Raw genomic sequence first — 26,673 nt, forward strand, 5'->3', positions numbered from 1 at the left:
CATGACCGCCGAGCAGCCCCCGCCGAACAGCACCCCCGAGCAGCCCGATACGCGCGGCGCGGTGCCTGCGGACGGGCAGCCGGCGCCCGCCGACCGGGAGGGCACGCAGGAGCCCGGCACGGCTGTCCCCGCACCCGATGCCCCGGCTGTCCGGGAGGTGACCGTCCGGAGAGCCCCGAAATTCATCCCCTTCATGGCCATCGGGGCGATCCTCGGCTTCCTCGCGGCACTCGTGGTCGCCTACACCGGGCCCGCCGATCCCACCCTCACGCGCGAGTCCGTCCTCGGCTTCTTCACCGTGGCGTTCGCCCTGCCGGGACTGCTCCTCGCGGCCCTGGTGGTGCTCGTCGTCGACCGTCGCAGCGTCCGGCGCGCCGAGCGCGCCCGCGCCGAGCGCACGTACGACGACGATTCCGCCTAGGCCTCCCGACGGCGCCCCCACCGCTCCTGACCGGATGCGGCGGTTCGGCTAACGGTGCCGCCCGACCTGACGACAGTAGGGATGGGGGCAATTGATCAGGCTGGTCCGCGGGCCGCGGAAGAGGGAGTTTTTCATGAAGGCATTCGCATGTGGAGATGTCGTACCGGGGTGTGAAGCCCGCTGGGTCTGCAGTTCCGAGGATGAGATCCTCGCCCGCGTCGGCGAGCACGCCGCCGCCGTCCACGGACTGACGGATCTCGCACCCGAGCTCGTCGGGGCCGTGCGCACCCGCATCGTCGCCGCCTGACGCCGCCGGCCCCGATGCAGGCCCTCGGGCAGGACCAGGCTTTCCGCGAGGCCACCGAGCTGGACGCCGCATGCCGCGGCGAGGGCATCTCCTCGGCGTACCAGCCCATCATCGACACCGTCCGCGGCTCGGTGGTCGGCTACGAAGCCCTCGTGCGTTTTCCCGGGTACGAGGAGAAGAACCCCGAGGCATGGTTCGCCCGGGCACGCCGGGAGGGTCAAGACGCCGAACTCGAGGCGGCAGCCCTGCGCAGCGCCTTCGCGCACCGCGCGGGCCTGCCGGGCAACTGCTTCCTCACCGTCAACGTGTCGCCCCACCTGCTGCCCTCCCCCGTGGTCCGGGACGTCTGGGCGGAGCAGGGCAACCTGGGCGGCGTGATCGTGGAGCTCACGGAACAGACTCCCATCGACTCGTACCTGCAGCTGGAACCCCATCTGGACGCGCTGCGGTCCGCGGGCGCCCTGATCGCGGTCGACGACGCCGGGTCGGGGTACGCGGGCCTGCAGCACCTCCTCGCGCTCCGACCCGCCATGATCAAGGTGGACCGGGAACTGGTCCGCGGGATCGACACGGACGAGGCCAAGCGCGCCCTGATCGAGATGCTCGGGCTCTTCGCGGGAAGGGTCGATGCGTGGCTCCTCGCGGAGGGCATCGAAAGGGTCGAGGAACTCGACGCCCTGGCCGCCCTCGGGGTACCCCTCGTCCAGGGGTACCTGCTGGGCCGTCCGGCACCCCCGTGGTCCACCCTCGACGTCGATCTGGCGCTGCGGCTGTCCGCCTCCCCGCGCTCGACGTCGTCGCAGACCGTGCGCGGCGTCGTCGAGCCCGCCCCCACGGCCCCGTCCCCGGCGCAGGCCGCAGCACTGTTCGCAGCGGACCCGTTCCTCGCCGACGTCGTGCTCCTCGACGGCCGCCGGCCCGTCGCCGTCCTGCCCGAGGAGGCGGCGCGGCTCGGTGTCGTCACGGCCGGGCTGGTCGTCAACGTGGACACCCCCATCGGCGAGGCGCTGTCCCGCGCCATCACCCGGGACAGCAGTGCCCGCTTCGCTCCCCTGCTCGTCACGGACAACGCGGGCCGCTTCGTGGGCCTCGCACGGATGGAGCGGCTGATCGGAAGGATCGCGGGTACGCCGCACGTCCCGGCCGTGTGACGGGCGTCGCCGCGGCCGCGCGTCCCGGGCCAGCGGCCCGACGCCGCCCATCGCGCGGCCGCCATTGCCTGCCGTGAGAGAATGGGCGCATGGTGCGCGGCGACGGACAACTCTCCCACGATCTTCTCCCCGGCGAAAAAGGACCCCAGGACGCCTGCGGCGTCTTCGGTGTCTGGGCGCCCGGTGAGGAAGTAGCCAAGCTCACCTACTACGGGCTGTACGCGCTGCAGCACCGGGGCCAGGAATCGGCCGGTATCGCGACGAGCGACGGCCAGCGGATCAACGTCTACAAGGACATGGGCCTCGTGTCCCAGGTCTTCGACGAGGCGACGCTCAACACCCTGACCGGCCACATCGCCGTCGGGCACTGCCGCTACTCCACCACCGGGTCCTCCCACTGGGCCAACGCGCAGCCCACGCTCGGCGCCACCGCTGCCGGCACGGTCGCCCTCGCGCACAACGGCAACCTCACGAACTCCGCCGAGCTGTACCAGATGGTCCTCGACCGCCACGGCAAGCCCCGCGCCGGCGAGCTCGCGCAGGGCAACACCACCGACACCGCCCTCGTGACCGCGCTGCTCGCCGGGAACGACGGCCGCTCGCTGGAGCAGACGGCCATGGACCTGCTGCCGAGCATCCGCGGCGCATTCTGCTTCGTCTTCATGGACGAAGGAACCCTGTACGCGGCGCGCGACGCCTACGGTGTCCGTCCCCTCGTCCTCGGCCGCCTCGAGCGCGGCTGGGTGGTCGCCTCGGAGCAGGCGGCCCTCGCGACCGTCGGCGCGAGCTACATCCGCGAGATCGAGCCCGGCGAGTTCATCGCCATCGACGAGGACGGGGTGCGCAGCAGCCGCTTCGCCGCCCCGACCGCCGCGGGCTGCGTGTTCGAATACGTCTACCTCGCGCGGCCCGACGCCGCGATCGCCGGCCGCTCCGTGTACGAGTCCCGCGTGGAGATGGGCCGGCAGCTCGCCCGCGAGAACTCCGCCGCCGCGGACATCGTCATCCCGGTCCCAGAGTCCGGCACCCCGGCCGCCGTGGGCTTCGCGGAGGAGTCCGGCATCCCCTTCGCCCACGGCTTCGTGAAGAACGCCTACGTGGGCCGTACGTTCATCCAGCCCAGCCAGACCCTGCGCCAGCTCGGCATCCGGCTCAAGCTCAACGCCCTCGAGTCGGTCATCCGGGGCAAGCGCATCATCGTCGTCGACGACTCGATCGTGCGCGGCAACACGCAGCGCGCCGTCGTCCGCATGCTGCGCGAGGCGGGCGCGGCCGAGGTCCACGTGAAGATCTCCTCGCCGCCCGTGCGCTGGCCCTGCTTCTACGGGATCGACTTCGCCTCCCGAGCGGAGCTCATCGCCAACGGCGCCGCGATCGACGAGATCAGCAAGTCCATCGGCGCCGACAGCCTCGCGTACATCTCCGAGGACGGCATGATCGACGCGACGCAGCAGCCCCGTGAGCGCCTCTGCACTGCATGCTTCACCGGCACGTACCCGATCGAACTGCCCGACGACGACCGCCTGGGCAAGAACCTGCTCGAGCGCACCAACCCCGCCGACAAGTCCGGGGCCACGGGATGCGATCCCGGACCGGACGCAGAGTTCGAAGCCGTACTGACCGACGAAGACAAGAAAGAGCGGGTATGAGCGCGTCCAACCCCATCACGTACGCCAGCGCAGGAGTGGACGTCGAAGCGGGTGACCGCGCCGTCGAGCTGATGAAGGACGCCGTGCGGGCGACGCACGGCGAGCAGGTTCTCGGCGGGGTGGGCGGTTTCGCCGGGCTCTTCGACGTGTCCCGCCTCCTCACCTACACGCGGCCGCTGCTCGCGACGTCCACCGACGGCGTGGGCACCAAGGTGGCCATCGCGCAGGCCATGGACATCCACGACACCATCGGGTTCGACCTCGTGGGCATGGTGGTCGACGACATCGTGGTGGTCGGCGCTGAGCCGCTCTTCATGACCGACTACATCGCGTGCGGGAAGGTGGTCCCCGAGCGCATCGCGGACATCGTGCGCGGCATCGCGGCCGGCTGCTCGGCCGCCGGCACGGCCCTCGTGGGCGGCGAGACCGCCGAACACCCAGGCCTGCTCGGTGAGCACGAGTACGACGTGGCGGGCGCCGCGACCGGCGTGGTCGAGGCCGATCGGGTCCTCGGTCCCGAGCGCGTCCGCGAGGGCGACGTCGTGATCGGCATGGCCTCCTCAGGCCTGCACTCGAACGGGTACTCGCTGGTGCGGCGCGTCATCAACCAGGCCGGCTGGGCGCTGGACCGCCAGGTCTCCGAGCTCGGGCGGACGCTCGGCGAGGAGCTGCTCGAGCCCACCCGGATCTACGCGGCCGACTGCCTGGCGCTGGCCCGGAACGACGCCGCGCAGGTCCACGGCTTCAGTCATGTCACCGGCGGCGGGCTCGCGGCGAACCTCGCCCGCGTGCTGCCCCGCGGGCTGGAAGCAACGGTGGACCGCTCCACGTGGGAACTGCCCCCGGTCTTCACGCTCGTCGCGCAGCTCGGTTCCGTCCCGCTGCCGGATCTCGAGCGCACCCTCAACCTCGGGGTCGGGATGGTCGCGATCGTCGGGGCCGAGGGCGCGGACGCCGCCCTCGCCCAGCTCACCGCGGCAGGTGTCCCCTCCTGGATCATGGGCAGCGTGCAGGTGGCCGGGAACGGGAGCACCGACGGGCCGGACTACGTCCAGGGCGCCAAGGGCGTGGACGGCGGCTCGGTACGGCTGCTCGGCGCCTACGCCTGACCCGAAACGTCCACAGCACCGCTGCCGGAGCACGGCAGGTCCGGATCCTCCTCCTGATCGAGCCCGGACAGTGGGCATGTTCGAACATTCCCACCGGACGACGGCGAACGGGAGGAGCGAGCCACCCCGCCGAGCACGCCCAGCATCGGACTCCACGACGAAGCCCCTGCCCTCCGGAGAGGACAGGGGCTTTGTCGTGGTCGGTGCAGGCCGGTCAGTGCTTGCCCGCCTGCTTGCGGGTCACGACGACGTCGAACGAGCTGGTCCGGGTGTTGCCGGCCGCGTCCGTCGCCGTGCACGTGACCGTCGTGGTACCGACGGGGAACCGGCCGCCCGGTGCGGGGAGGCACGTGATCGGCACGACGCCGTCGAGCGTGTCGATGGCCGACGGCGAGACGTAGCTGACCTTGGCGCCGCTGGCCCCGTTGGAGACGGCGGTGATGTCCGACTGGTCGGCGATCCGCGGCGGCAGCACATCGGCGGGCCGGGCGGGCAGCCTGGACGGATCCACGATGCCCCAGTAGGCCGGCGTGACCTGCAGCTCGTCGTCGAAGGGCAGCGGCTGCTCCCAGGGTCGGGCCATGGGCCAGGTCCGCAGCCAGGTGCGGGCATTGCTGATCCCCCAGAAGGTCACCGAGTCCACGGACGCGTTGTGCTCGCGCAGCATCGCGAAGAGGTCGCGGTAGTAGTAGCCGACCTCCGCTGCGGCGTCCGCGTCGTCCTCGAACGCCGGGCTGTACGGATCCGCCGGAGCGCCACTGACATCGGCGCCCTGGTTCTCCGTGGAGGCGTTGACGTCGAGTTCCGTGATGGCCTGCAGGAGCGCGGGGTCCAGCGCCTCGACGGCCTCGATGGAGTCCTCGAGCCACTGCACGGGCCGGGCGACGTCCACGTGGGCCTGGTGGCCCACGCCGTCGATCGGCACGGCCCGGGCCTTCAGCGCACGGATCAGGTCGAGGTAGTCGGCCCGCTTCTCCGGCATCTCCGTGTTGTAGTCGTTGATGAACAGGGCCGCCTCGGGGAAGTAGCGGTCCGCCAGGCGGAAGGCCTCGTCCACGAAGCCCTCGCCGAGGACCTGGAACCAGCGGCTGTCGCGCATGTCGTGCGGGTTCGCCGTGTCGCCGTCCGCGATGACCTCGTTGACCACGTCCCAGGCCCAGATGGGGCTGTCCCCCTCGGGGTAGCGGGCGTCGATGTGGTCGGCGATGCCCTTGATGTGCGCTTCCATGCGGGCCTTGAGCAACGCCTGGTCGGCGGGGCTGTCGGTGAGGTCGCGGGTGCCGTCCTTGAAGAACCACGCCGGGGTCTGCGAGTGCCAGGCGAGGACGTGTCCGTAGACCTGCACATTGTTGGCATCCGCGAAGTCCAGCAGCTGGTCCAGCTGCGTGAAGGCGAACTGGCCCTCGACCGGCTGGACGCTCTCCGGCTTGCCTGCGTTCTCCGGTGTGAAGGCGTTGAAGTGCTTCCGCACGAGGTCGGCGGCCGTTCCCACGGTCTCCCGGGCATCGATGGCGACACCGACGTGCTCGATGCCGTCCGCGCCGAGCACGTCCTTCAGTCCGGGGACGTCCGACTGGATGGGCTTCTCGACGATCGGGGCGAGGCTGAAATCGTCCAGCAGGAAGTCCGTCCCCACCGGTCCCTCGACGTACACCTGGGCCTTGTCCGCGGCCGCACCGAGCGTGTAGGTGCCCTTGAGCTGGACCCAGCCGTCGGCCGTCACGGAGGCACTGGCGCCGGCGACGCCGTCGTACGCGCTTCCGCCGCCGTTGTCACGCTGCACGGACACCTTGAGCGAGGCCGGGGCCTCGCCGGGAGCGAGCTTCGCCCACACCGATACCTGCACGGCGGTCCCGACGGGCAGGCCCGCCGTGACGTTGAGCGCGGCACCGTGCCAGGGCTGGGTGCGGTTCGTGACGAGCAGGCTGCCGGTGCCGGTGCGGGCATCGCTGCTCGTGGCGACGGAGACGCCGTCGCCCCGGGCCGTCCAGCCGTCGGTGCCGGTCTCGAAGCCGGAGGTGACCTCGACGGGTGCCGCTCCCGCGCCGCCCTGCGGCAGGGTGAAGGTCCATCCCTCGGCGAGCTTCTCGCTCACCACCGTCGTGACGGCCCGGACCGTGTTGGAGCGGTCGCCGCCGCCGTCGTGGGCGAGGACCACGGCGCCGGGGGTGAAGGCCGCGCGGAGGTTGGCGGTCAGGGTCGCCTCGCTGAGGTCGTTGCCGTCCCAGTCGAAGATGACGTTGCCGAGGCCGAGCGGCTGCATGCCGAGCGCCGCGGCCACTTCCCCAGTGGCACCCCAGCTGCCGTTCGGTGCACGGAAGTAGGGCACCTGCAGGGACGGATCACCGACGGCGGCCCGGATGATGCGCAGGTTCTCCTTCAGGTCGGTCTCGACCTGGGTCTGCGACCAGGAGCCCATGTCCGCGTAGGACGTGCCGTGGTTGCAGAGCGTGTGGCCGTCGGCGACGATCTGCCGCAGCAGGTCGGCGCCACCGGCAGCCTGGACGTTCTGCCCGATGATGCAGAACGTCGCGGTGATGCCCTTGTCCCGCAGGAAGTCGAGGATCGCTGCGGTCTCGCCCGGGTTCGGCCCGTCGTCGAACGTCAGGGCGACGGTGTTCCCGGTGCCCCGCGCCGCGGCGAGGGGGGTGCTCGTGGGGTTCGCTGCGCCTCCCGGCACGAAGGACGCGTCGGGGGTGGGTTGCCAGGCTCCGCCGTCGGCGGGCCCGGCCGTCCCGGTGATCACGACGTCGTCCACGAGGTAGTCGTAGGGTGCACCCAGGTCTCCCGTTCCGAGGTAGGCCCGCAGCGTCGCCGGGTCGGCTCCGGCCGGGGCGTTGAAGGTGCCGGTCACCGTGGTCCAGGCATCCGCGGACACCGTGGTGTTGCCCACCCAGCTGTAGGCGGGTTCCACGACGAAGCGCGCCGACGTCGTCGTTCCTGCCGGCGCCGAGAGTTTCACCTGCGCGGAGAACGTGTAGGTCCCGCCGGCCTGCAGGAGGTCGGCCGGCGTCTTGATGCCGTCGTAGTCGTTGACCCGGCCCTTCACCAGCAGGGCCTTGTCGCCGTCGGCGTCGACGACCGACAGCGTGGGCCCGCCGTTCTGCGCCAGCGGACTGAAGCTGCCGTCCTCGAAATCCTCGTTCAGCAGCACCGACGGTTCGTCCGCCTGGGCGGCCGGCAGCGTCAGCACGCCGGCTCCCGTGATCAGGCCGAATGCCGTGGCGCCTGCGATCAGACGTCCTTGTCTCATGGTTCTCCTTGATGGTGTGGCCCGCCCGGGGAGGGGCGGGCCACCGACTGCTGGGGGTGGTCGTGCTGGTCGTGCTGTTAGTCGTGCTGGTTGTCGTGCTGGTGCTGCCTAGCGGTTACCGCGCCCCGGGGACGCCTGCTCGAGGCTCTCCTGCAGTGCGTAGTAGGCCGGCTTGCGGGTGAAGTCGTTCCACATGACGGTCGCCTCCCCCTCACCGGAGAAGAACACCGGCACCCAGGAGTACTTGTCGGTGAAGCCCCAGATCGTGAAGGAGTTGCACTCCTCCACGGCGATGCAGGCGTCGAGTGCCCGCTGGTAGTAGCTCGCCTGCTTCTCGAGCTGCGCCGCGGTGGGCTGGGTCCCCGCTGCGACGTCCATCCGGACGTCGATCTCGGTGATCGCGGTCTCCAGCCCGAGGTCGTCGAAGCGCTGGAGGTTGGTCCGGAGATCGCCCGGGAAGCCGTAGCGCGTGCTCAGGTGCCCCTGGATGGCGAAGCCGTCCACGGGGACGCCCTGGGCCTGCAGCCGCGGGATGAGCTCGAGGTAGGCGTTGCTCTTCGCATTGACGCTCTCCACGCCGTAGTCGTTGAAGAAGAGCTTCGCCTTCGGATCCGCCTCGTGGGCCCAGCGGAACGCGTCGGCGATGATCTCCGGGCCGAGTTCGCGGATCCAGATGTTGTCCGTGGTGCGCAGGGTGCCGTTGTCGTTGAAGATCTCGTTGGCCACGTCCCACTGCTGGATCTTGCCGGCGTACCGCCCGACGACGGTCTGGATGTGGTCCTTGAGGATGGCGCGCAGCTCCTCCTTGGAGAAATCGCCCTCCTCCAGCCAGGCGGGGTTCTGGCTGTGCCAGAACAGGGTGTGGCCGCGGACCACCTGCTTGTTCTCCTGCGCGAAGTCGACGATGGCGTCCATCTCGGCGAAGCGGTAGGTGTCGCGCTCGGGGTGCACGAACTCCCACTTGAGCTGGTTCTCGGGCGACACGGAGCTGAACTCGGCGGCGAGGTGCTGCAGGTACTCCCGGTCGTTGGGGAACGGGGCCGGATAGGGCTGGGTCTCGTGGTGACCGCCGCCTGCGACGGCGGTGCCGATCTTGAGATCGTTCGGGGCGACCCAGCGGAGGGTGTCCTGCTTCTCGATCCCGGGCGGACGGGGGGCCTGGTGCTGTGCTGCGAGCGCGGGTGCGGCGGTGGGAAGGATCATTGCCGAAGCGAGGACTGCGGCAGCGAGTGAGTGGTGGACCTTCATGAGCTCTCCTTTGAGGTACCTGAGGTGCGGTCGTCCGAAACTTTCTTCGGAACTTTTCCGGAACTTTCCGGAAATACCGTTGCTGTAGGTTAGGAACACCGCGCAGGAGAGGTCAAGGGCGGAAGCGAAAACAGTTCCGGGAGACCTCGACGTTGCTCCAGGCGCCCCGAGGAGGATTTGTGCACGACAACACCCAACCCGCCGTGACGATCTCGGCGATCGCCTCGGCCGCCGGAGTCTCGGTCCCCACGGTGTCGCGCGTCCTCAACGGCCGGTCCGACGTCGCTCCCGCGACGCGGGAACGCGTGGAGGCCCTGCTCCGCGACTACGGGTACCGTCGCCGCGGCACGGCCCCGTCAGCCCCCTCCGGGCTGGTGGACCTCGTCTTCAACGACCTCGACAGCCCCTGGGCGGTGGAGATCATCCGCGGCGTCGAGGAGGCCCTGAACACCGAGGGCATGTCCGTGGTGGTGTCCGCCATCCACCGGCGGGGCAGCGCCGACTCGACGCGCAAGTGGCTCGACACCCTCGGAGCCAGGACCAGCGACGGCGCCATCCTGGTCACGACGGACCTCGACTCGTTCCTGCACGCCGAACTGCAGCGGCTCAACGTCCCGGTGGTGGTCGTCGATCCCGCCGGCGTGCCGGATCTCGAGGTGCCGACGATCGGGGCGACCAACTGGACCGGTGCGGTCACCGCCACGGAACACCTGACCCAGCAGAACCACCGCCGCATCGGGTTCGTGGCCGGACGCCCGGGGCTGTGGTGCAGCCGTGCGCGCCTCGACGGCTACCGGGCCGGGCTCGACGCCGCGGGCATCGCCTTCGATCCCGCCCTCGTGATCAGTGGGGACTTCGACTACGCCTCGGGGTTCGCGGCAGGGATGGAACTCCTCGGGCGCGCCGACCGGCCCACCGCGGTCTTCGCGGCCAGTGACCAGATGGCCCTCGGCGTGTACGAGGCGGCCCGCCAGCAGGGACTGCGCATTCCTGACGACCTCAGCGTCATCGGCTTCGACGACCTGCCCGAGGCGGGGTGGGCGTCCCCTCCGTTGACGACGGTCCGGCAGCCGCTCTCGGAGATGGGGGCGCTCGCGGCCCGCACCCTCGTGCGGCTGATCGCCGGCGACGCCGTCGACAGTCCACGGATCGAGCTGTCCACCCGGCTGGTCACCCGGGCGAGCGTGGGAGCACTCGGGTCCTGACGCGTGTCCAGCATCCCTGGCATGGGTACCGGCTCGTGATCCGGGCTTGACTCTGGCGGTAAACCTAATATGTTTGTAACGGCAACATATTAGTCACACACACTTCCTGGAGCACTCAATGGCGATCGAGCCCACCCGCGACGACAAATTCTCCTTCGGACTCTGGACGGTGGGCTGGGAAGCCCAGGACCAGTTCGGATCCGCGACCCGTGCACCCCTCGACGTCGTCGAGGCGGTCAACCGCCTGAGCGACCTCGGCGCGTACGGCATCACCTTCCACGACGACGACCTCTTCCCCTTCGGCTCCTCCCCGGCGGACCGCCAGCGCGAGATCGACCGCCTGAAGGGCGCACTGAAGTCCACCGGGCTGATCGTGCCCATGGTCACCACCAACCTCTTCAGCCACCCGGTCTTCAAGGACGGCGGCTTCACGAGCAACGACCGCGGCGTGCGCCGGTTCGCCCTGCGCAAGGTGCTGGACAACATCGACCTGGCAGCAGAGCTCGGCGCGAAGACGTTCGTCATGTGGGGCGGACGCGAAGGCAGCGAGTACGACGCCGCCAAGGACATCCGCGGCGCCCTCGAGCGCTACCGCGAGGCCGTCAACCTGCTCGGCGACTACGTCACCGACAAGGGGTACGACATCCGCTTCGCGATCGAGCCCAAGCCCAACGAACCCCGCGGCGACATCCTCCTGCCGACCCTCGGTCACGCGATGGCGTTCATCGAGACGCTGGAGCGCCCTGAACTCGTGGGCATCAACCCGGAGACGGGCCACGAGCAGATGGCCGGGCTGAACTTCACCCACGGCATCGCGCAGGCCCTCTACCAGGGCAAGCTGTTCCACATCGACCTCAACGGCCAGCGCAGCATCAAGTTCGACCAGGACCTCGTGTTCGGGCACGGCGACCTGCAGAACGCCTTCTCGCTCGTGGACCTGCTGGAGAACGGCGGCCCCGCGGGCGGTCCGTCCTACGACGGCCCCCGCCACTTCGACTACAAGCCGAGCCGCACCGAGGACATGGACGGCGTCTGGGACTCGGCCGCAGCGAACATGCAGACGTACCTGCTGCTCAAGGAGCGTGCCGCGGCCTTCCGCGCGGACCCCGAGGTCCAGGCCGCACTGGAAGCATCCCGCGTCTCCGAGATCAACGTGCCCACGCTCAACGAGGGCGAAGGCTACGACGCGCTCCGCGCGGACCGCGCGTCCTACGAGGAGTTCGACACGGACGCCTACTTCAACGGCAAGGGCTTCGGCTTCGTGAAGCTGCAGCAGCTCTTCATCGAGCACCTGCTCGGCGCCCGCTGATCCATGGCCCTCGTTGCCGGCGTCGACTCGTCGACGCAGAGTTGCAAGGTCGTCGTCGTCGACACCGGGACGGGCGCGGAGGTCCGGACCGGCCGTGCCCTCCACCCGGAGGGCACGGAGGTCGACCCCGGCGCCTGGTGGAAGGCCCTGCTGTCAGCGCTCGACGCCGCTGACGGACTCGGCGACGACGTCGACGGGCTCGCCGTCGCGGGCCAGCAGCACGGAATGGTGCTGCTGGACCGCGAGGGGCGGGTCCTCCGCGACGCCCTGCTCTGGAACGACACCCGGTCCGCCGGTGCCGCCCGGGACCTGATCGGTGAACTGGGCGTCGACGGCCTCGTGGCGCGGACGGGGTCCGCCCCCGTGGCGTCCTTCACCAGCACCAAGGTGCGCTGGGTGCGCGACGCCGAACCGGACGTCGTCCCGGCCATCGCGGCCGTGGCGCTGCCGCACGACTGGCTGACGTGGCGCCTGCGCGGTTTCGGGCCCGAGGGGGAAGCTCCGCTCGGGCCGGTGCTGGAGGAACTCGTCACGGACCGCTCCGACGCGAGCGGCACGGGCTACTGGAACCCTGCCACGAACGCGTACGACCTCGCCCTCTTCGAGGACATCCTCGGCCGCCCGGCGCGTGAAGCCGGACAGCCGGAGGGCGAGCCGGACCAGGTCGTGCTCCCCCGGGTCCTCCCTGCGGAGGCCTCCGCAGGGACCGTGCATCCCTCGTTCCTGTCGGGAGACCGCCGGATCGTCCTGGGATCCGGTGCCGGCGACAATGCGGGTGCCGCCCTCGGACTGGGCGCGGAGGAGGGAGACGTCGTCGTGTCCCTCGGGACGAGCGGCACGGTCTTCGCCGTCGCCCCGCAGGCGGTGGCCGACCGGTCCGGGACGGTGGCGGGGTTCGCCGATGCCAGCGGACTGTTCCTGCCGCTGGTGGCGACCCTCAACGCCGCCCGCGTGCTGTCATCGGTGGCCGGCATCCTCGGCGTGGACCACGACGGCTTCGCCGACCTGGCCCGCGAGGCAGCACCGGGGTCGGACGGTGTGGTCCTGGTGCCCTACTTCGAGGGCGAGCGCACGCCCAACCTGCCGACGGCGAAGGCCAGCTTCCACAACCTCAGCATCGCCTCCTCGACGCGCGCCAACATCGCCCGTGCGGCGATCGAGGGCATGCTGTGCGGACTGGCCGACGCCCTCGACGCGGTGCGGGCCGCCGGTGTCACACCGCGCCACCTGCTGCTGATCGGCGGGGCCGCACAGAACGCGGCGGTCCAGGAGGTCGCCGCCCAGGTGTTCGACCTGCCCGTGCGCATCCCCGCTCCGGGCGAGTACGTCGCGCGGGGGGCCGCCGTACAGGCCGCGTGGGTCCTGGCCGGCTCCCGGCCGCAGTGGTCGGTGGAGACGCTCGAGGATCGCGCGTCCGACCACCGGCCCGTCATCCGGACGCAGTACCGGGCCACGGTGGCATCCGTGGCGTTCTAGCCGGTCCCGCACCCACGACGAGAGGCACCACCCCGCGGGGTGGTGCCTCTCGTCGTGGGTGGTGCGGCGTCGCCCGGTCAGAGGCCTACCTGGTGGTCGATGCCCACCTGGTCCACCTTGCGGTGGAAGCGCATCCCGGCCTTGCCCCCGAGGATCGCGCCGAGAAGGGGCACGAGGATCGCTATGGCCAGTCCGATGAGTCCGCCGGTCGTCAGGGCACTGCCGTCGACGGGGATGTTGGGCTGGCCCTGCACCTGCGCGAGGACGTTGAACTGGCTGCCCGCGACGGCGGCGAGGATCGCCAGGACGATCGCGACGACGATGCCCCACAGCCAGACGGCGACGCCCTGCTTGACGCCGTCGAAGCGTGCCATGCGACCGGCGACGTACCCGCCGCAGTAGTAGGCGACGAACAGGATGACGGCCAGGACGATACCGCTGGCGATGCCGATGGTCTGGGCGTTCTCCTGTGCCTGGTTGGCGGCGTCGGACGCGGTGCCCGTGTTGGCCGCTCCGATGCCGACGCCGATCGCCGTCGCCAGCGCACTGAGGATGACGGTGAGGCCGATCGCCGTCAGCCACCCGAAGAACGCCGACCCCCACTTGATGCCGCCGAACCGCTCCTTCTCCGCGGCGACGACGTCGTTGCGCCGGCTCCTCGGGGTGCTCGCGCCTGATGTGTCGTCTCGTGCCATGATGCTGGTGCCTCCTCGGTAGGGATGATTGATCCTGCCGGGTCCGGCCTGCGGGAGGCTCCGTAACCGGAAGATCAGTCTGCTTACTACCGTGACGCGCGGGGGCTCCGCGCGCAAGCACGTTCTTCTGCACGGCGTGCATCTTCCGGCGTGCATCTTCCGGGGTGCAGGGACGGTCCCTGCAGGGATCCCGGCTCCCCGAGGCAGCTGCCGACAGGGAATGCACCAGTCACGGCCGCGGACGGAACCGACCGGGTGGTCCCGGGAACGACGCAACCCGCCCCCAGCTGAGCGGGGACGGGTTGCGACGGGTTCCGACGGCCTGCGGACGGGTGCTAGACGGCGTCCACCCGCACGTCGCAGTGGAGCCGCCGGGTGTGGTCCACGCGCCGCACCTCGCCCGTGAGGGTGAGGGGCACGGTCGCCCGGATGTCACTGCTCGATGCGCCGAGGCGCAGCTCCAGCTCCCCGGGTTCGACGATGCGCTGCCCGTCCCGCCCCGTGAAGGAGGTGACGTCGGCGGGCACGGTGAACGCGACCCTCGCGGAGGACCCCGCCGCCAGGGAGACGCGCGCGTACCCGATGAGACGCTGGACCGGGCGGACGACGGATGCCACCGGGTCGTGCAGGTAGAGCTGCACCACCTCGACGCCGTCGCGCTCCCCCGCGTTGGTCACCGTCACGTGCACGGCGACCTCGCCGTCGGTCGGTGCCGTTCCCGCCGTCGCTCCCGCGCCCTGCCACTGGAACTCGGTGTAGCCGAGTCCGTGGCCGAAGGCGAAGGCCGCTGTCGGATCGATGTTCGAGACGCCGTTCGACTGCGCCAGCGGTGCGGCCAGGTAGGTGGACGGCTGGGCGCCCGGCGTCCCGGGGATGCTGACGGGCAGTCGCCCGGCGGGGTTGATCCGTCCGCTGAGGACGCCGGCCACGGCGGCCGCACCCTCCTCGCCGGGGAAGAACCCCTGGACGATCGCGGCGGCGTCGGTGATCGCGGACCCGAGGGCGTACGGGCGGCCGGTCAGCAGCACGACGACGACGGGCTTGCCGGTGGCGAGCAGTTCGTCGAGGAGCTGCTGCTGCACGCCCGGGAGGGCCAGTGATTCGGCGTCGCATCCCTCGCCGCTGGTGCCGCGCCCGAAGAGCCCCGCCCGGTCACCGAGGACCGCGACGACGACGTCGGCTCCGCCGGCGACCGCGAGGGCCTCGTCGAACCCGGTGGTCGCGGAGCCGTCGATCGTGCAGCCGGCCGCGATCGTGATGTCGCTCGCGCCGAACTCGCGCTGGAGTGCTTCGGCGACCGTCGGGATGGCGAGGCCGATCTCGACGTCGGGGTGCTGCTCGCCGACGTGCGCGGGGAAGGAGTAGCAGCCGAGGAACGCGCGGTGCGTGTCCGCGTTGGGGCCGATGAGGGCGATGCGCGGCGCGGCGGCGAGCGGCAGGATCCCGCTGTTCCTGACGAGGACGATGGACTGCTCCGCGAGTTCGCGGGCGATGTCCCGGTTGCCCGGGGAATCGAGGTCGACGACGGGTGTCCCGGCGCCGGTCCGTTCGAGGGCCGGCGGGACCGGCGACCACTCGGGGTCCAGCAGGCCCAGGTCCAGCTTCTGCCGGAGGACGCGCCGGAGCGCACGGTCGACGAGCCCTTCGTCCAGCCGCCCGCCGTCGATCTCGGCGAGGAGGTGCTCGCCGAAGGTGTGCACGGTCGGCAGTTCGACGTCCACCCCTGCGGTCAGCGCCGCGGCTGCCGCCTCACCGAGGGTCGCGGCCACGCGGTGCAGCTCCTTGAGGAAGGCGATGCCGAAGTAGTCGGCCACCACGGTGCCGTCGAAGCCCCAGGTGTCCCGCAGGAGCGCGGTGAGGAGCGAGGCGTCCGCTGCCGTCGGTACGCCGTCGATGTCGGTGTAGGCGTGCATGACCGACCGGACGCCGGATTCCCGGATCGCCATCTCGAACGGCGGCAGGAGGACGTCCGCCCGCTCGCGTTCCCCGATGGAGACGGGCGCGAGGTTGCGGCCCGCCTTCGACGCCGAGTAGCCGACGAAGTGCTTGAGCGTGGCGACGATCCCGCCGCGCTCGAGTCCCTGCACGTACGCCGTCGCGATGGTCCCGATCAGGTACGGATCCTCGCCGATGGTCTCCTCCACGCGGCCCCAGCGGGCGTCGCGCACGACGTCGAGCACCGGGGCGAGCCCCTGGTGGACGCCGACGGAGCGGAGGTCCGCGCCGATGGCCGAGGACATGGTCCGGACGAGGTCGGGGTTGAAGGTCGCGCCCCAGGCGAGGGGGACCGGGTAGGCCGTGGCCTTCCACGCCGCGAACCCGGCGAGGCATTCCTCGTGGACGAGGGCGGGGATGCCGAAGCGGTTCGCCGCCGTGATGCGCTCCTGGGTGCGCTGCAGCGACAGGGCTCCGAGTCCCGGCTCCACGGGGGCGGTGCCGAAGGGGCGGGTGAGCTGGCCGAGTCCGTGCGGCAGGAGTTCGTCGAGGTCCACGGCCTCGTTCATCTCGTGCTGGTGGGGGGCCACCTCGCCGCCCTCGGTGTTGGCGCCGACCCAGACGCCGACCAGCTGGGCGACCTTCTCACGCGGCGTCATCGCCTGGATGAGGGTCTCCACCCGGTCCTCGGGTGCGGCGGCGGTGTCCCGCCAGGGGGCGTCGTTCAGTGTTGTCTCAGTCATGGTTACTTTCCGCCAGCGCCCATGAGGCCCTGGACAAGCGCGCGGCGCGCGAACAGGTAGACGAGCAGGACGGGCACCATCGACAGGGTGACCGCGGCGAGCAGGCCCGGGATGTTGATGCCGTACTGCGTCTGGAAGTTGAAGAGGCCGAGGGTCACCACGCGGGTGCTCTCGGACTGCGTGAGGATGAGGGGGAAGAGGAATCCGTTCCACGCCTGGAGGGCGGAGAAGACGGCGATCGTGGAGATGCCACCCTTGGACAGCGGCAGGACCAGCCGGAAGAAGGCCCGCGCCGGGCTCGCTCCGTCCATGGCCATGGCCTCGTACAGCTCCCCCGTGATGTCGCGCATCGTGCCGCTGAGGATCAGCGTGCAGATGGGCAGCGCGAAGGCCGCGGTGGGCAGGATGACGCCGATCAGGTTGTCGTACAGGCCGACGGTGTTGATCAGGTAGAACACGGGCACGATCACGGCCTGCGCCGGGATCGCGAGGCCCAGCAGGAAGAAGCGGAACACGAACGACGCCGCCCGGCTCTGGCTGCGCACGATCGCATAGCTGAGCGGGGGCACGAGCAGGAGCACGATCGCGACGACTCCGACCGTCACGACGACGGTGTTGAGGAAGTACCGGCCGAAGCCGCTCGTGATCGCATCGACGTAGTTCTGCAGCGTGAAGCTCGTGGGGAAGGACAGCGGGCCGTTGTCCCCGAACTCCTCACGCGTCTGGAAGGTACCCGACAGCATCACGTACAGCGGGATCGCGACGATCAGCAGCCAGACGAAGGAGCCGATGCCGGCGAAGTAGTTGGGGCGGGTCTTCATCAGAGTCCTTCCAGCGAGCTGTTCATCTTGTCGTAGCCGGACACCTTGACCACCACGAGGGAGATCAGGGTGGCGACGACGACGAGCACCAGGGCGATCGCGCTGCCGACGCCGAAGTCGAAGCTCTGGAACGCCTCCTGGTACATGTAGAAGGCGGTGATGGTGGTGTCGGTGCCGGGCCCGCCGTTGGTCAGGATGAGCACCGTCTCGAACGTCGTCAGGCCGCCGACCACCATCAGGATGATCGAGGTGATGGCCGTGTTGCGCAGCTGGGGCAGCGTGATGGAGAAGAACTGGCGCACCATGCCCGCGCCGTCGATCGACGCCGCCTGGTACAGCACGTTGGGGATGCCCTTCGCCGCGCCCTGGTAGATCAGGGTGTGGAACGGGGTGAACTGCCACATGCCCACGAAGATGAGGACACCGATCGCGCCGGACTGGGTGCCGAGCAGGTTGCCGTCACCGAAGAGCCAGGAGAGCTGGCCCGGGATACCGAAGTTCGGATCGAGCAGGGCACGCCACAGCACGGAGATGGCGGCCGAGGACAGCAGCAGGGGGATGAAGTAGATGGCACTGAGGACGGCGCGGTTGCGCTGGTTGCCCGCGGCCCAGACGCCGAGCAGGATGCTCAGCGGTGTCTGGGTGACCACCCCGAGGACGATGAAGAGCAGGCTGAGCCAGAGGCTCTTGACCATCACCGGATCGGAGACGAGCGTCTCCCAGTTCTCGAGTCCCACGAACTCCGGGTCACCGAGGCCACTCCACGAGGTGAAGGACAGGACGGCGACCGCGGCCAGCGGCACGAGGGCGAAGAGCGCGAAGAAGATGGTGGCGGGCAGGGCCCAGGCGAAGCCCGGACGCCCCACGGAGGAGGCGCCCGAGCGGGCCGGGCGGCTCGGAGTGGAGCCGCCCGGCGCTGCCTGCCTGCGCGTTGCAAGCGTTGTCATGGGAATGTCCTAGAGACTCTGCATGGCCTTGATGAAGCCGTCTTCATCGATCTGGCCGCTGAAGAACTGGGCCACGGCGGTGTGGATGGTCACCGTCGCCTCGGGCGGGTACGCCTGGTCCCAGGAGAGCTGGAAGTGGGGCGCTTCCTTCACGAGGTCGAACTGGTACTTCGCGTACTCGGGGTTGGAGGCCTCGCCGAGGAACTCCTCCGTGTTGGTGGTGGTGGGCAGGTTGCCGATGGCGATCTGCTCCTGCACGAACTCGTCCGAGTACATGAGCTTCAGGAACTCGCCGGCCTCTTCGGGGTAGCGGGTGTCCTTGTGGACCGAGTAGAAGTTGTTCGTGTTGCCGGCGAGGTTGTCGGGATCGCCCTCGCCGCCCTCGATCGCGGGGAACTCGCTGTAGCCGAGCACGTTCTCCGCGAACTCGGGATTGGCATCCAGGTGCGTCGCGTAGGCCCACGAGCCCATGAGCTCGAAGCCTGCCCGGCCGCTGGAGAGCAGCGTGGGGGACCCGCCGTCGGTGAACTTGACCGAGTCGAAGTTGGTGCCGAAGGCACCCGCGTCGATCAGTTCGCGCAGCTTGCCGAGGGCCTCACGGCTCTCCTCGGAGTCCCACACCTCCGTGTCGCCGTCGAGCGCCGACTGGAACAGGTCCTCGCCGGCGACGCGGTCGAAGACGTACTGGAACCACATCTGGGTGGGCCACTGGTCGGCGCCGCCGAGAGCGATCGGGGTGACGCCGGCCGCCTTCAGCTTCTCGACGGCCTCCAGCAGTTCGTCCCAGGTGGCGGGAGGAGCATCGATGCCGGCCTGCTTGAGCACCTCGGAGTTGTTGAAGAGCATCACGGGCTGCGTGCCGCGCATCGGGATGCCGTAGCTCTTGTCGTCGATGACGGCCGTCTCGAACACCGAGGGCAGGAAGGCGTCCTTCAGCTGCGGGTCCTCCTCGATGAAGTCGTCGAGGGGCATCAGCAGATCGGCCTTCACGAAGTTCGCGATGCTGCCACCGCCCCAGTTGAAGAAGATGTCCGGAGCGGAATCGGTGTCGATGATGGTCTGCAGCTTGGTCTGGTAGTCCGCGCCGGGGATCGTGTCGAGCACGATCTTGACGTCGGAGGTCTCGTTGAACTTGTCCACCATGGCCTGCTCGACCTTGTTGCTGGCATCGCCGTAGACGGCCAGGTGCAGCTCGTTCTCGGGCCGGCTCGACGCGTCGCCGCCGCCTCCGCCGCACCCTGCCAGGGTGAGGCCCAGCATCATGACCGCGGTGCCTGCAAGACTGCGGGACATCCAGGTTCGGTTGTTCATCGTTGAACGCCTCTCGAAAGTTTCGATAATAATATCGAAAGTTATGTAGTGGGATGAGTGTATGTAGCGCTCGCCCGCTTTTGCAACATCCGATGTGTGGGCGGTCACAAATCGTGTCCGACGCCCGCCGGGCCGCACTGGAGCCCGCATGTAAGCTGGCCGCATGTCGATTTCGGCGGACGAACCGCGCGTCACCCTCGCCCAGCTCGCGACGGCGGCGGGCGTATCCCTCTCAACGATATCCAAGGTGCTCAACGGCCGCGCCGACGTGTCTCCGAAAACCCGGGCGAAAGTTGAGGAGCTCCTGGAGGAGCACGGGTACCGCCGGCGCAAGGTGTCGGCGGCCCGGGCGGCCCTCGTGGAACTCGTCTTCCATGAACTGGAGAGCGCCTGGGCGCTCGAACTCATCCGCGGGGTCGAGAACGTGGCGCGCGAGCACGGGATGAGCGTCGTGCTGACCGAGACCGGCACGCGGCATGCCCCGGGCTCGGAGTGGATCGAAGGCGTCATGGCCAGGCGGCCCGCCGGAGTGGTCCTGGTCTTCTCGGACATGCCGCAGGACTTCCGCCAGAAACTCGACGCGCGCGCCATCCCGTTCGTCATCATCGATCCCGCCGGGGATCCCGCGCCCGACGTCCCGTCCGTCGGGTCCGCGAACTGGTCGGGCGGCATGATGGCCACGCGGCACCTGATCGACCTCGGCCACACCCGCATCGCAGCCATCAGCGGACCCGAGGACATGATGTGTTCCCTCGCGCGCATCGATGGCTACCGATCGGCGATGAGCATGGCGAACCTGTCCATCGACCCGGAGTTCATCCGCTACGGCAACTTCCACGTCGACGGCGGGCGCGACCACGCCTTCTCGCTCCTGCGCAGCGCCGAGCCCCCGACGGCGATCTTCGCGGGCAGCGACCTGCAGGCGCTCGGCGTCCTCGACGCCGCCCGCCAGATCGGGCTGCGCGTCCCCGACGAACTCTCGATCGTGGGATACGACGATCTCCAGCTCGCGCAGTGGTCGAGCCCCGCCCTGACCACCGTCCACCAGCCGCTCATCCAGATGGCGGAAGAGGCCACGCGCATGGTCCTGCGCCTGCGCGACGGCGAGCGGCCCAACAACCTCCGGCTCGACCTCGCCACCAGCCTGGTGGTGCGCCAGAGCACGTCCGCACCGCCCCTCCCCGCCGGGACTGCGCCGAGTCCCGCAGGGCAGCGGGCCTGAGCGGCCGCCGGGCCCACCCGGCGCTTCTGGATACGATAGGGCCACACCAGGCGCACAGAGGGCTCCTGCAGGACGAAGGAGAACCCAGGGCCGTGCGCACACTACCCGGATCGGTCAACGGCACCGAAGGCCTTCGCGCACAGAACCTCTCCCAGATCCTGACGATGGTGCACCGGGACGGACCGCTGTCCCGTTCGGAGCTCACGCGGCGCAGCGGCTTCAACCGCTCGACCGTCGGGGCCCTCGTGTCCGCCCTCGCCGAGAAGCAGCTCGTCCACGAGACGGAACCGGCGGTCGGGGGCAAGGTGGGGCGCCCCAGCCCGATCGTGCATGCCAACCCCGGCGTCGCCGTGATCGCGGTGAATCCCGACATCGACGCGCTGACGGCCGGCGTCGTCGGACTCGGCGGTCACGTCCACCGTCGGGTGCGCCGCGAGACCGACGGGGTGCCCTCCCTCGACGACGCCGTGCGGCTCACCCGCGACATCGTGGCCGACCTCCACCCCGTCCTGGCCGGGCTCGACCGGGTGCTCGGTGTCGGGATCGCGCTGCCGGGGCTCGTCAACGCCGGGACGGGCCGCGTCCTCGTGGCACCGCACCTCGGCTGGCGCGCGGCCGACCTCACCGGGCCCTTCAGCAGGGCGCTCGGGCTGCCTGCGGTCGCGGCGAACGATGCCTCACTCGGCTCGATGGCCGAGAGCATCTTCGGTGCGGCGCTCGGTGTGGAGGACGCCGTGTACCTGAACGGCAGCGCGAGCGGTATCGGTGGCGGCATCGTGACAGGAGGCGTCCAACTGGTCGGCAGTCGCGGCTACGCCGGGGAACTGGGCCACACCCTCGTCCGTGCCGGCGGGTCGCCCTGCCACTGCGGCCGGTCCGGATGCCTGGACGCGGAGGTCCGCCTGGAGCGCCTGCTCGACGCGGCCGGCCTCGCAGGCGGCGGGATCGAGGCACTCGAGGACGTGCTGTCCGACGATCCCGGGCCCGCTGTCCAGCAGGAGGCCGAGCGCCAGCTCGACCTGCTGGCCGTGGCACTGGTGAACTTCGTCAACATCTTCGATCCCACGCGGATCGTGCTCGGCGGTTTCCTCGGCTCCCTGTTCGGCTTCCACGGTGACCGGCTGACCCATGCCGTGAACACCGGATCCCTGGCGGGGGGCGTCGACGTGCGGCGGGCGACGCTCGGGCCGGAGCTCCTGCTGGTCGGGGCGGCAGAACTCGCCCTGCAGCCGCTCCTCGCCTCCCCACACTAGGAACGGACCGACCGCGGACGGGCAGTCCCGACCTGTCCACCGCGCGAGTCGGGGCGTCGCGAGCGCGGCGGCTCGCCGGTTCCGGGATCCGGGCACACGAAACGGCGCATCGTCCCGCAAGGGGCCTGATGCGCCGGTTGTGGTGTCCCGGAGGACGGCGGACCGGGAGGTCAGCCGGTGCGGCGGGAGCCGCTCTCCTCGCCGTCGTCGTCGAGTTCGTCGGCGTACTTGTCCGCGTACTCCGAGTAGTCGGGTTCGACCGGCTCGAGAGGTTCGGTACGTCGAGTGGAAGCACGACTACCCGGGCCTGTGAGCTCTCGCTGCAGTGCCGAATAATCAGTGGCCGGGCTGAAGTACTTCATGTCCCTGGCCTGCTTGGTAGCTTTTGCCTTTTGACGGCCGCGCCCCATGGCGTGACCCCCTTTGTGCGTCGATCCGGAGGTGGTCACTGGGGCACGAGGCCCAAGGCTGCAGCGAGGCCCCGGAGTATTTGGTCAGTTTGTCGTATGTACAGGTTACATGCTTTCGGGTGCATCCGAGCGCGGGTGCCCCCGCCTCCTGCAAAGCATGGACGCGAAGCCGCCCCCGGTACCCGAGCCTGCTCCAGCCACGTCCCGACCCTTCCGGCGACGATCTTGGCTAGAGTCGAAATCACGTCGGAGCGCCGGCCACGAGACACCAGGAATGCAAGGAGACAGCGGCCCACCATGAGCAACGAGGAGCAGGCACCCAGGGATCCCGGGCACGGTCCGGGCGGGAACGAACCCGACCGGCCCGACGGCCCCGACGTGGTCGATCCCGACGGCGTCGTGCTCGACGACGGCACGCTACCTCCCGGGGCGCTGGAACCCGAGCTGTCGGTGTCGCCGGACAGCCTCGACCTGCCGGAGCCCGCCCTCGGGCCGGCGGAGATCAGCAGGGACACGGCGGAAGCGGCCTCCCTCGAGGACGCCGCGGCGGAGGCCCGCGCCGTGGCCGCCGAAGCGGAGAAGGCAGGGACACTGGTGGGTGGTCCCCTGCCGGCGGGCGCCCCGGTCGTCCAGGCGGCCCCGGACGGCACGGCTCCCGCCGGAGGTGTCGCAGGGGACGCGGCGGCGGACGCAGACCCAGCCGCGGACCCAGCCGCGGACACGGCCGCGGACACGGCCGACGGGGCCGGCGTGCCGGCGGCGGGCACCGGCGCCGACGTTCCTGCCGGCGGTCCGTACGCCTTCCCGCCCGAGGGCGGCGAGCAGGGCCTCGGCCACCCGGGCCTCTACCCCGGCACGGATCCGGCGTCGATCGGCCCGGCAGCACCGGCTTCCCCGGCGTCCCCGGTGGACCCTTCCCCGGGGTCGCGCGGCGCGACCGCGGCCGCGTGGGCCCCGGGGGCAGCCGGAACCGACCCGAAGGCGGCGGACGCGGAGCCGAAGCGGGACCGGTCGAGGGCCCGCAGCAGCAACCTGCCGCTGCTGCTGATCATCGGCGGCGTCGTCGTCCTGCTCGGCCTGCTCGTCTGGCTGCTCGTCTCGCTCTTCGGCGGGGCGGAGGACGAGGAGCGCGTGGATCCGTCGTCGGTCGCCGCCGGCGACTGCCTCGCCGACTTCACGGGCATCACCGAGGACGCGGTCCCGGTGGACTGCGGCGAAGCCCACAACGCACAACTGGTGGCGAGCGAGAACTACCCGGAGGACGCGGAGTTCCCCGGACGCGAGCAGCTCGGGCTGCGGGCCGAGGAGGCCTGCGCGGCGGCCTCCGCGGCCATCGACCCGGACGCCGTGACGGACGACCTCCGGATCACGCTGCTCCGCGCGACCCCGACCAGCCAGACCTGGGCCGACGGCGACCGCCGGGTGGACTGCTTCGCCGTCGTCGAGGACGGCGACACGATGAGCCGGAGCCTGCTCACCTCCTGACGGACCCGGGCCCGCAGGCGGGAGAGGAAGCAACCTGCGATTCCTCTCGTGTGCCGGGCCCGGCTACCGCGCGGCGTGCACCAGCAGGCCCCCCGCGTCGAGGCTGCCGTCGGCCAGCGCGCCGGCGTCCGGCTCCTGGCGGTCGACGACCACGGTGTCGCCGTCGACGATCTCACCGGCCAGGATGCCCTTCGCCAGCCGGTCGCCGATCTCACGCTGGACGAGCCTGCGCAGCGGACGTGCGCCGTATGCCGGGTCGAAGCCGGTGAGGGCGAGCCATTCGCTGGCCGCAGCGCTGACCTCGAGTTCGAGGCGGCGGTCGCGGAGCCGGTCCCCGAGCGCCCGAACCTGCAGGTCCACGATCCTCGAGAGCTCGTCGAGGCTCAACGGGTCGAAGACGACGACGTCGTCGAGCCGGTTCAGGAACTCCGGCCGGAAGTTCGCGTTGACGGCGGCCATCACGGCGGAGCGCTTCGCCGCGTCGTCGAGCGACGGATCCACGAGGAACTGGGACCCGAGGTTCGACGTCAGCACGAGGATGACGTTGCGGAAGTCCACCGTGCGGCCCTGCCCGTCGGTGAGCCGCCCGTCGTCGAGCACCTGCAGGAGCAGGTCGAACACCTCGGGGTGCGCCTTCTCCACCTCGTCGAGCAGCACCACGCTGTAGGGCCGGCGCCGCACCGCCTCGGTGAGCTGGCCGCCCTCCTCGTAGCCCACGTATCCCGGCGGGGCGCCGACGAGGCGCGCCACCGAGTGCTTCTCCGAGTACTCCGACATGTCGATCCGGATCATGGCCCGCTCGTCGTCGAACAGGAAGTCCGCGAGCGCCTTCGCGAGCTCGGTCTTGCCCACGCCCGTGGGTCCGAGGAACAGGAAGGAACCGGTGGGGCGGTTCGGGTCGGACACCCCGGCGCGGGCACGGCGGACGGCGTCGGACACCGCGGACACGGCCCGCTGCTGTCCGATCAGGCGCGCGCCGATGACGTCCTCCATGGCGAGCAGCTTCTCGCTCTCACCCTGCAGCATGCGCCCGGCGGGGATGCCCGTCCAGGCGGAGATGACCTCGGCGATGTCGTTCGCGGTCACCTCCTCCGCGACCATCAGGTCGGGAGCATTGGTGGTCTGCTCCTCGGCGGCCTGGGCCTCCCGCAGCTCGCGCTCCAGCTGCGGGATGTCCCCGTAGAGGATGCGGGACGCCGTCTCGAGATCACCCTCGCGCTGGGCGCGGTCGGCCTGCGAGCGCAGGTCGTCGAGGGATGCCTTCAGGTCGCCCACGCGGTTGAGGCCGGCCTTCTCGGCCTCCCACCGGGCGTTCAGCCCGTCGAGCTCCTCCTGGCGGTCGGCCATCTCGGCACGCAGGGCGTCCAGCCGCTCCAGCGATGCCTCGTCCTTCTCCCGGGAGAGCGCCATCTCCTCCATGTGCATCCGCTCGAGGGAACGGCGCAGCTCGTCGATCTCCACCGGTGCGGAGTCGATCTCCATGCGCAGGCGCGAGGCGGCCTCGTCCACGAGGTCGATCGCCTTGTCCGGGAGCTGGCGGCCCGGGATGTAGCGGTGGGACAGGGTGGCCGCGGCGACCAGGGCGGAGTCCGCGATCGAGACCTTGTGGTGCGCCTCGTAGCGCTGCTTCAGCCCGCGGAGGATGCCGACGGTATCGTTCACGGACGGCTCGCCCACGTACACCTGCTGGAACCTGCGCTCCAGCGCCGGGTCCTTCTCGACGTTCTCCCGGTACTCGTCCAGCGTCGTCGCACCGATGAGCCGGAGCTCACCGCGCGCCAGCATGGGCTTGAGCATGTTGCCGGCGTCCATCGACCCCTCCGAGGCACCCGCTCCGACGACGGTGTGGAGTTCGTCGATGAAGGTCACCACCTGGCCGCCGGACGAGCGGATCTCGTCGAGCACGGCCTTCAGCCGCTCCTCGAACTCGCCCCGGTACTTGGCGCCGGCGATCATCGACCCGAGGTCGAGGCTGATGAGGGTCTTCCCCCGCAGCGACTCGGGCACGTCGCCCGCGACCATGCGCTGGGCGAGCCCCTCGACGACGGCCGTCTTGCCCACGCCGGGCTCGCCGATGAGCACCGGGTTGTTCTTGGTGCGGCGGCTGAGCACCTGCACCACGCGGCGGATCTCCGCATCGCGCCCGATGACCGGGTCCAGCTTGCCGCTCCGCGCCACCTCGGTGAGGTCCACCCCGAACTTCTCGAGCGCCTGGAAGGTGTTCTCCGGATCGGGCGTGGTCACGCGCCGGTCACCGCGCACGCCCGGCAGGGCCGACGCGAGTGCCTCGCGCGTGAGCCCGACGGAGCGCAGGATGCCACCGGCCGCTCCGTTGTCCGCCGCCAGGGCGAGCAGGATGTGCTCGGTGGACACGAACTGGTCACCGAGGGTCTCCGCTTCCTGCTGGGCCGCGTTGATCATCTGGAGGGCACCGCGGGAGAACTGCGGCTGCGCCACCGAGGAGCCCGACGACGACGGCAGTGCCTTGATCGCCGTGCTCGCCTGCACGCTCACGGTGTCGGGATCGGCGCCGGCCGCCTTGAGGAGCGCGACGGCGATGCCGTCCCGCTGGTCCAGGAGGGCCTTGAGGAAGTGCGGCGTATCGATCTGCGCATTCCCCGCCGTGGAGGCGTTCATGGCGGCAGCTGACAGCACCTCGCGGCTCTTGGTGGTGAAATTCGTGTCCACGCGCGGTTCCTTTCCGTCCTGACGTAGGTCTTGCA

Annotated in this window: 20 protein-coding genes; 11 read left to right on the forward strand and 9 right to left on the reverse strand. The window is 70.4% G+C overall.

The window, feature by feature from the left end; translation table 11 throughout:
- The first annotated feature begins 1 nt into the window (after position 1).
- The 5 genes from AC0Z9V_RS07970 (at position 2) to purM (ending at position 4,637) form a co-directional block, all read left to right on the forward strand.
- The gene (locus tag AC0Z9V_RS07970; RefSeq protein WP_459268084.1) at positions 2-421 is read left to right on the forward strand and encodes a hypothetical protein; all 420 of its coding nucleotides are present in this window, start codon (positions 2-4) and stop codon (positions 419-421) included.
- 133 nt (positions 422-554) lie between these two features.
- On the forward strand, positions 555-728 hold the full coding sequence (locus AC0Z9V_RS07975; protein ID WP_133081210.1) for a DUF1059 domain-containing protein: 174 nt from the start codon (positions 555-557) through the stop codon (positions 726-728).
- Between the two features lie 14 nt (positions 729-742).
- Complete coding sequence (locus tag AC0Z9V_RS07980) at positions 743-1,879, forward strand: EAL domain-containing protein (RefSeq protein WP_485141189.1); 1,137 nt, start codon at positions 743-745, stop codon at positions 1,877-1,879.
- Positions 1,880-1,968: 89 nt separating this feature from the next.
- Complete coding sequence (gene purF / locus AC0Z9V_RS07985) at positions 1,969-3,528, forward strand: amidophosphoribosyltransferase (protein ID WP_133081212.1); 1,560 nt, start codon at positions 1,969-1,971, stop codon at positions 3,526-3,528.
- Positions 3,525-4,637, forward strand: coding sequence for a phosphoribosylformylglycinamidine cyclo-ligase (gene purM / locus AC0Z9V_RS07990; RefSeq protein WP_133081213.1), 1,113 nt, complete (start codon positions 3,525-3,527; stop codon positions 4,635-4,637). The genes purF and purM overlap by 4 nt, the downstream gene beginning before the upstream one ends.
- A 214-nt stretch (positions 4,638-4,851) precedes the next feature.
- Here purM and AC0Z9V_RS07995 read toward each other — a convergent pair whose 3' ends face one another.
- Positions 4,852-7,890: an endo-1,4-beta-xylanase gene (locus AC0Z9V_RS07995; RefSeq protein WP_485141190.1), complete on the reverse strand. Its 3,039-nt coding sequence runs from the start codon at positions 7,888-7,890 to the stop codon at positions 4,852-4,854.
- 108 nt (positions 7,891-7,998) lie between these two features.
- Positions 7,999-9,138, reverse strand: a complete 1,140-nt coding sequence (locus AC0Z9V_RS08000; RefSeq protein ID WP_485141191.1) for an endo-1,4-beta-xylanase — start codon at positions 9,136-9,138, stop codon at positions 7,999-8,001.
- 179 nt (positions 9,139-9,317) lie between these two features.
- Here AC0Z9V_RS08000 and AC0Z9V_RS08005 point away from each other — a divergent pair, with 179 nt between their 5' ends.
- The 3 genes from AC0Z9V_RS08005 (at position 9,318) to AC0Z9V_RS08015 (ending at position 13,128) form a co-directional block, all read left to right on the forward strand.
- A complete protein-coding gene (locus tag AC0Z9V_RS08005; protein ID WP_485141192.1) occupies positions 9,318-10,343 on the forward strand; it encodes a LacI family DNA-binding transcriptional regulator in 1,026 nt (341 codons plus the stop codon).
- 118 nt (positions 10,344-10,461) lie between these two features.
- A complete protein-coding gene (gene xylA, locus AC0Z9V_RS08010; protein ID WP_133081217.1) occupies positions 10,462-11,652 on the forward strand; it encodes a xylose isomerase in 1,191 nt (396 codons plus the stop codon).
- A gap of 3 nt (positions 11,653-11,655) precedes the next feature.
- Positions 11,656-13,128, forward strand: coding sequence for a xylulokinase (locus tag AC0Z9V_RS08015; protein WP_485141193.1), 1,473 nt, complete (start codon positions 11,656-11,658; stop codon positions 13,126-13,128).
- A 77-nt stretch (positions 13,129-13,205) separates the two neighbouring features.
- Here AC0Z9V_RS08015 and AC0Z9V_RS08020 read toward each other — a convergent pair whose 3' ends face one another.
- The 5 genes from AC0Z9V_RS08020 to AC0Z9V_RS08040 all read right to left on the reverse strand — a co-directional run bounded on the left by AC0Z9V_RS08020 (position 13,206) and on the right by AC0Z9V_RS08040 (position 19,580).
- On the reverse strand, positions 13,206-13,823 hold the full coding sequence (locus AC0Z9V_RS08020; protein WP_208739704.1) for a hypothetical protein: 618 nt from the start codon (positions 13,821-13,823) through the stop codon (positions 13,206-13,208).
- 335 nt (positions 13,824-14,158) lie between these two features.
- Entirely contained in the window at positions 14,159-16,501 is a 2,343-nt protein-coding gene (locus tag AC0Z9V_RS08025; RefSeq protein WP_133081220.1) for a beta-xylosidase/alpha-l-arabinosidase, read from the reverse strand.
- Positions 16,502-16,503: 2 nt separating this feature from the next.
- Positions 16,504-17,322: a carbohydrate ABC transporter permease gene (locus AC0Z9V_RS08030; protein WP_133081221.1), complete on the reverse strand. Its 819-nt coding sequence runs from the start codon at positions 17,320-17,322 to the stop codon at positions 16,504-16,506.
- Complete coding sequence (locus AC0Z9V_RS08035; RefSeq protein WP_133081222.1) at positions 17,322-18,269, reverse strand: carbohydrate ABC transporter permease; 948 nt, start codon at positions 18,267-18,269, stop codon at positions 17,322-17,324. The genes AC0Z9V_RS08030 and AC0Z9V_RS08035 overlap by 1 nt, the downstream gene beginning before the upstream one ends.
- A gap of 9 nt (positions 18,270-18,278) precedes the next feature.
- Entirely contained in the window at positions 18,279-19,580 is a 1,302-nt protein-coding gene (locus AC0Z9V_RS08040; protein ID WP_133081223.1) for an extracellular solute-binding protein, read from the reverse strand.
- Positions 19,581-19,743: 163 nt separating this feature from the next.
- On the opposite strand from AC0Z9V_RS08040, the gene AC0Z9V_RS08045 reads away from it, so the two are divergent.
- Both AC0Z9V_RS08045 and AC0Z9V_RS08050 read left to right on the forward strand, forming a co-directional pair.
- A complete protein-coding gene (locus tag AC0Z9V_RS08045) occupies positions 19,744-20,802 on the forward strand; it encodes a LacI family DNA-binding transcriptional regulator (RefSeq protein ID WP_485141194.1) in 1,059 nt (352 codons plus the stop codon).
- A 92-nt stretch (positions 20,803-20,894) separates the two neighbouring features.
- Entirely contained in the window at positions 20,895-22,055 is a 1,161-nt protein-coding gene (locus tag AC0Z9V_RS08050; protein ID WP_485141195.1) for an ROK family protein, read from the forward strand.
- 170 nt (positions 22,056-22,225) lie between these two features.
- On the opposite strand, the gene AC0Z9V_RS08055 is transcribed toward AC0Z9V_RS08050, so the two are convergent.
- Positions 22,226-22,465 (reverse strand): DUF3073 domain-containing protein, encoded by a 240-nt coding sequence (locus tag AC0Z9V_RS08055; RefSeq protein ID WP_104167997.1) that lies wholly within the window; start codon positions 22,463-22,465, stop codon positions 22,226-22,228.
- A gap of 297 nt (positions 22,466-22,762) precedes the next feature.
- Here AC0Z9V_RS08055 and AC0Z9V_RS08060 point away from each other — a divergent pair, with 297 nt between their 5' ends.
- Complete coding sequence (locus AC0Z9V_RS08060) at positions 22,763-23,950, forward strand: septum formation family protein (protein ID WP_485141196.1); 1,188 nt, start codon at positions 22,763-22,765, stop codon at positions 23,948-23,950.
- A gap of 63 nt (positions 23,951-24,013) precedes the next feature.
- Here AC0Z9V_RS08060 and clpB read toward each other — a convergent pair whose 3' ends face one another.
- Positions 24,014-26,638: an ATP-dependent chaperone ClpB gene (clpB, locus tag AC0Z9V_RS08065; RefSeq protein WP_208739275.1), complete on the reverse strand. Its 2,625-nt coding sequence runs from the start codon at positions 26,636-26,638 to the stop codon at positions 24,014-24,016.
- Positions 26,639-26,673: the final 35 nt, after the last annotated feature.

This window comes from Arthrobacter sp. UYP4, from assembly GCF_057291175.1.

What these genes read in the sequence shown, in the direction of transcription:
- AC0Z9V_RS07970 (WP_459268084.1), top strand. Translation starts at nt 2, where the DNA reads ATGACCGCCGAGCAGCCCCCGCCGAACAGCACCCCCGAGCAGCCCGAT.
- AC0Z9V_RS07975 (WP_133081210.1), top strand. Translation starts at nt 555, where the DNA reads ATGAAGGCATTCGCATGTGGAGATGTCGTACCGGGGTGTGAAGCCCGC.
- AC0Z9V_RS07980 (WP_485141189.1), top strand. Translation starts at nt 743, where the DNA reads ATGCAGGCCCTCGGGCAGGACCAGGCTTTCCGCGAGGCCACCGAGCTG.
- purF (WP_133081212.1), top strand. Translation starts at nt 1,969, where the DNA reads ATGGTGCGCGGCGACGGACAACTCTCCCACGATCTTCTCCCCGGCGAA.
- purM (WP_133081213.1), top strand. Translation starts at nt 3,525, where the DNA reads ATGAGCGCGTCCAACCCCATCACGTACGCCAGCGCAGGAGTGGACGTC.
- AC0Z9V_RS07995 (WP_485141190.1), bottom strand. Translation starts at nt 7,890, where the DNA reads ATGAGACAAGGACGTCTGATCGCAGGCGCCACGGCATTCGGCCTGATC.
- AC0Z9V_RS08000 (WP_485141191.1), bottom strand. Translation starts at nt 9,138, where the DNA reads ATGAAGGTCCACCACTCACTCGCTGCCGCAGTCCTCGCTTCGGCAATG.
- xylA (WP_133081217.1), top strand. Translation starts at nt 10,462, where the DNA reads ATGGCGATCGAGCCCACCCGCGACGACAAATTCTCCTTCGGACTCTGG.
- AC0Z9V_RS08015 (WP_485141193.1), top strand. Translation starts at nt 11,656, where the DNA reads ATGGCCCTCGTTGCCGGCGTCGACTCGTCGACGCAGAGTTGCAAGGTC.
- AC0Z9V_RS08020 (WP_208739704.1), bottom strand. Translation starts at nt 13,823, where the DNA reads ATGGCACGAGACGACACATCAGGCGCGAGCACCCCGAGGAGCCGGCGC.
- AC0Z9V_RS08025 (WP_133081220.1), bottom strand. Translation starts at nt 16,501, where the DNA reads ATGACTGAGACAACACTGAACGACGCCCCCTGGCGGGACACCGCCGCC.
- AC0Z9V_RS08030 (WP_133081221.1), bottom strand. Translation starts at nt 17,322, where the DNA reads ATGAAGACCCGCCCCAACTACTTCGCCGGCATCGGCTCCTTCGTCTGG.
- AC0Z9V_RS08035 (WP_133081222.1), bottom strand. Translation starts at nt 18,269, where the DNA reads ATGACAACGCTTGCAACGCGCAGGCAGGCAGCGCCGGGCGGCTCCACT.
- AC0Z9V_RS08040 (WP_133081223.1), bottom strand. Translation starts at nt 19,580, where the DNA reads ATGAACAACCGAACCTGGATGTCCCGCAGTCTTGCAGGCACCGCGGTC.
- AC0Z9V_RS08045 (WP_485141194.1), top strand. Translation starts at nt 19,744, where the DNA reads ATGTCGATTTCGGCGGACGAACCGCGCGTCACCCTCGCCCAGCTCGCG.
- AC0Z9V_RS08055 (WP_104167997.1), bottom strand. Translation starts at nt 22,465, where the DNA reads ATGGGGCGCGGCCGTCAAAAGGCAAAAGCTACCAAGCAGGCCAGGGAC.
- AC0Z9V_RS08060 (WP_485141196.1), top strand. Translation starts at nt 22,763, where the DNA reads ATGAGCAACGAGGAGCAGGCACCCAGGGATCCCGGGCACGGTCCGGGC.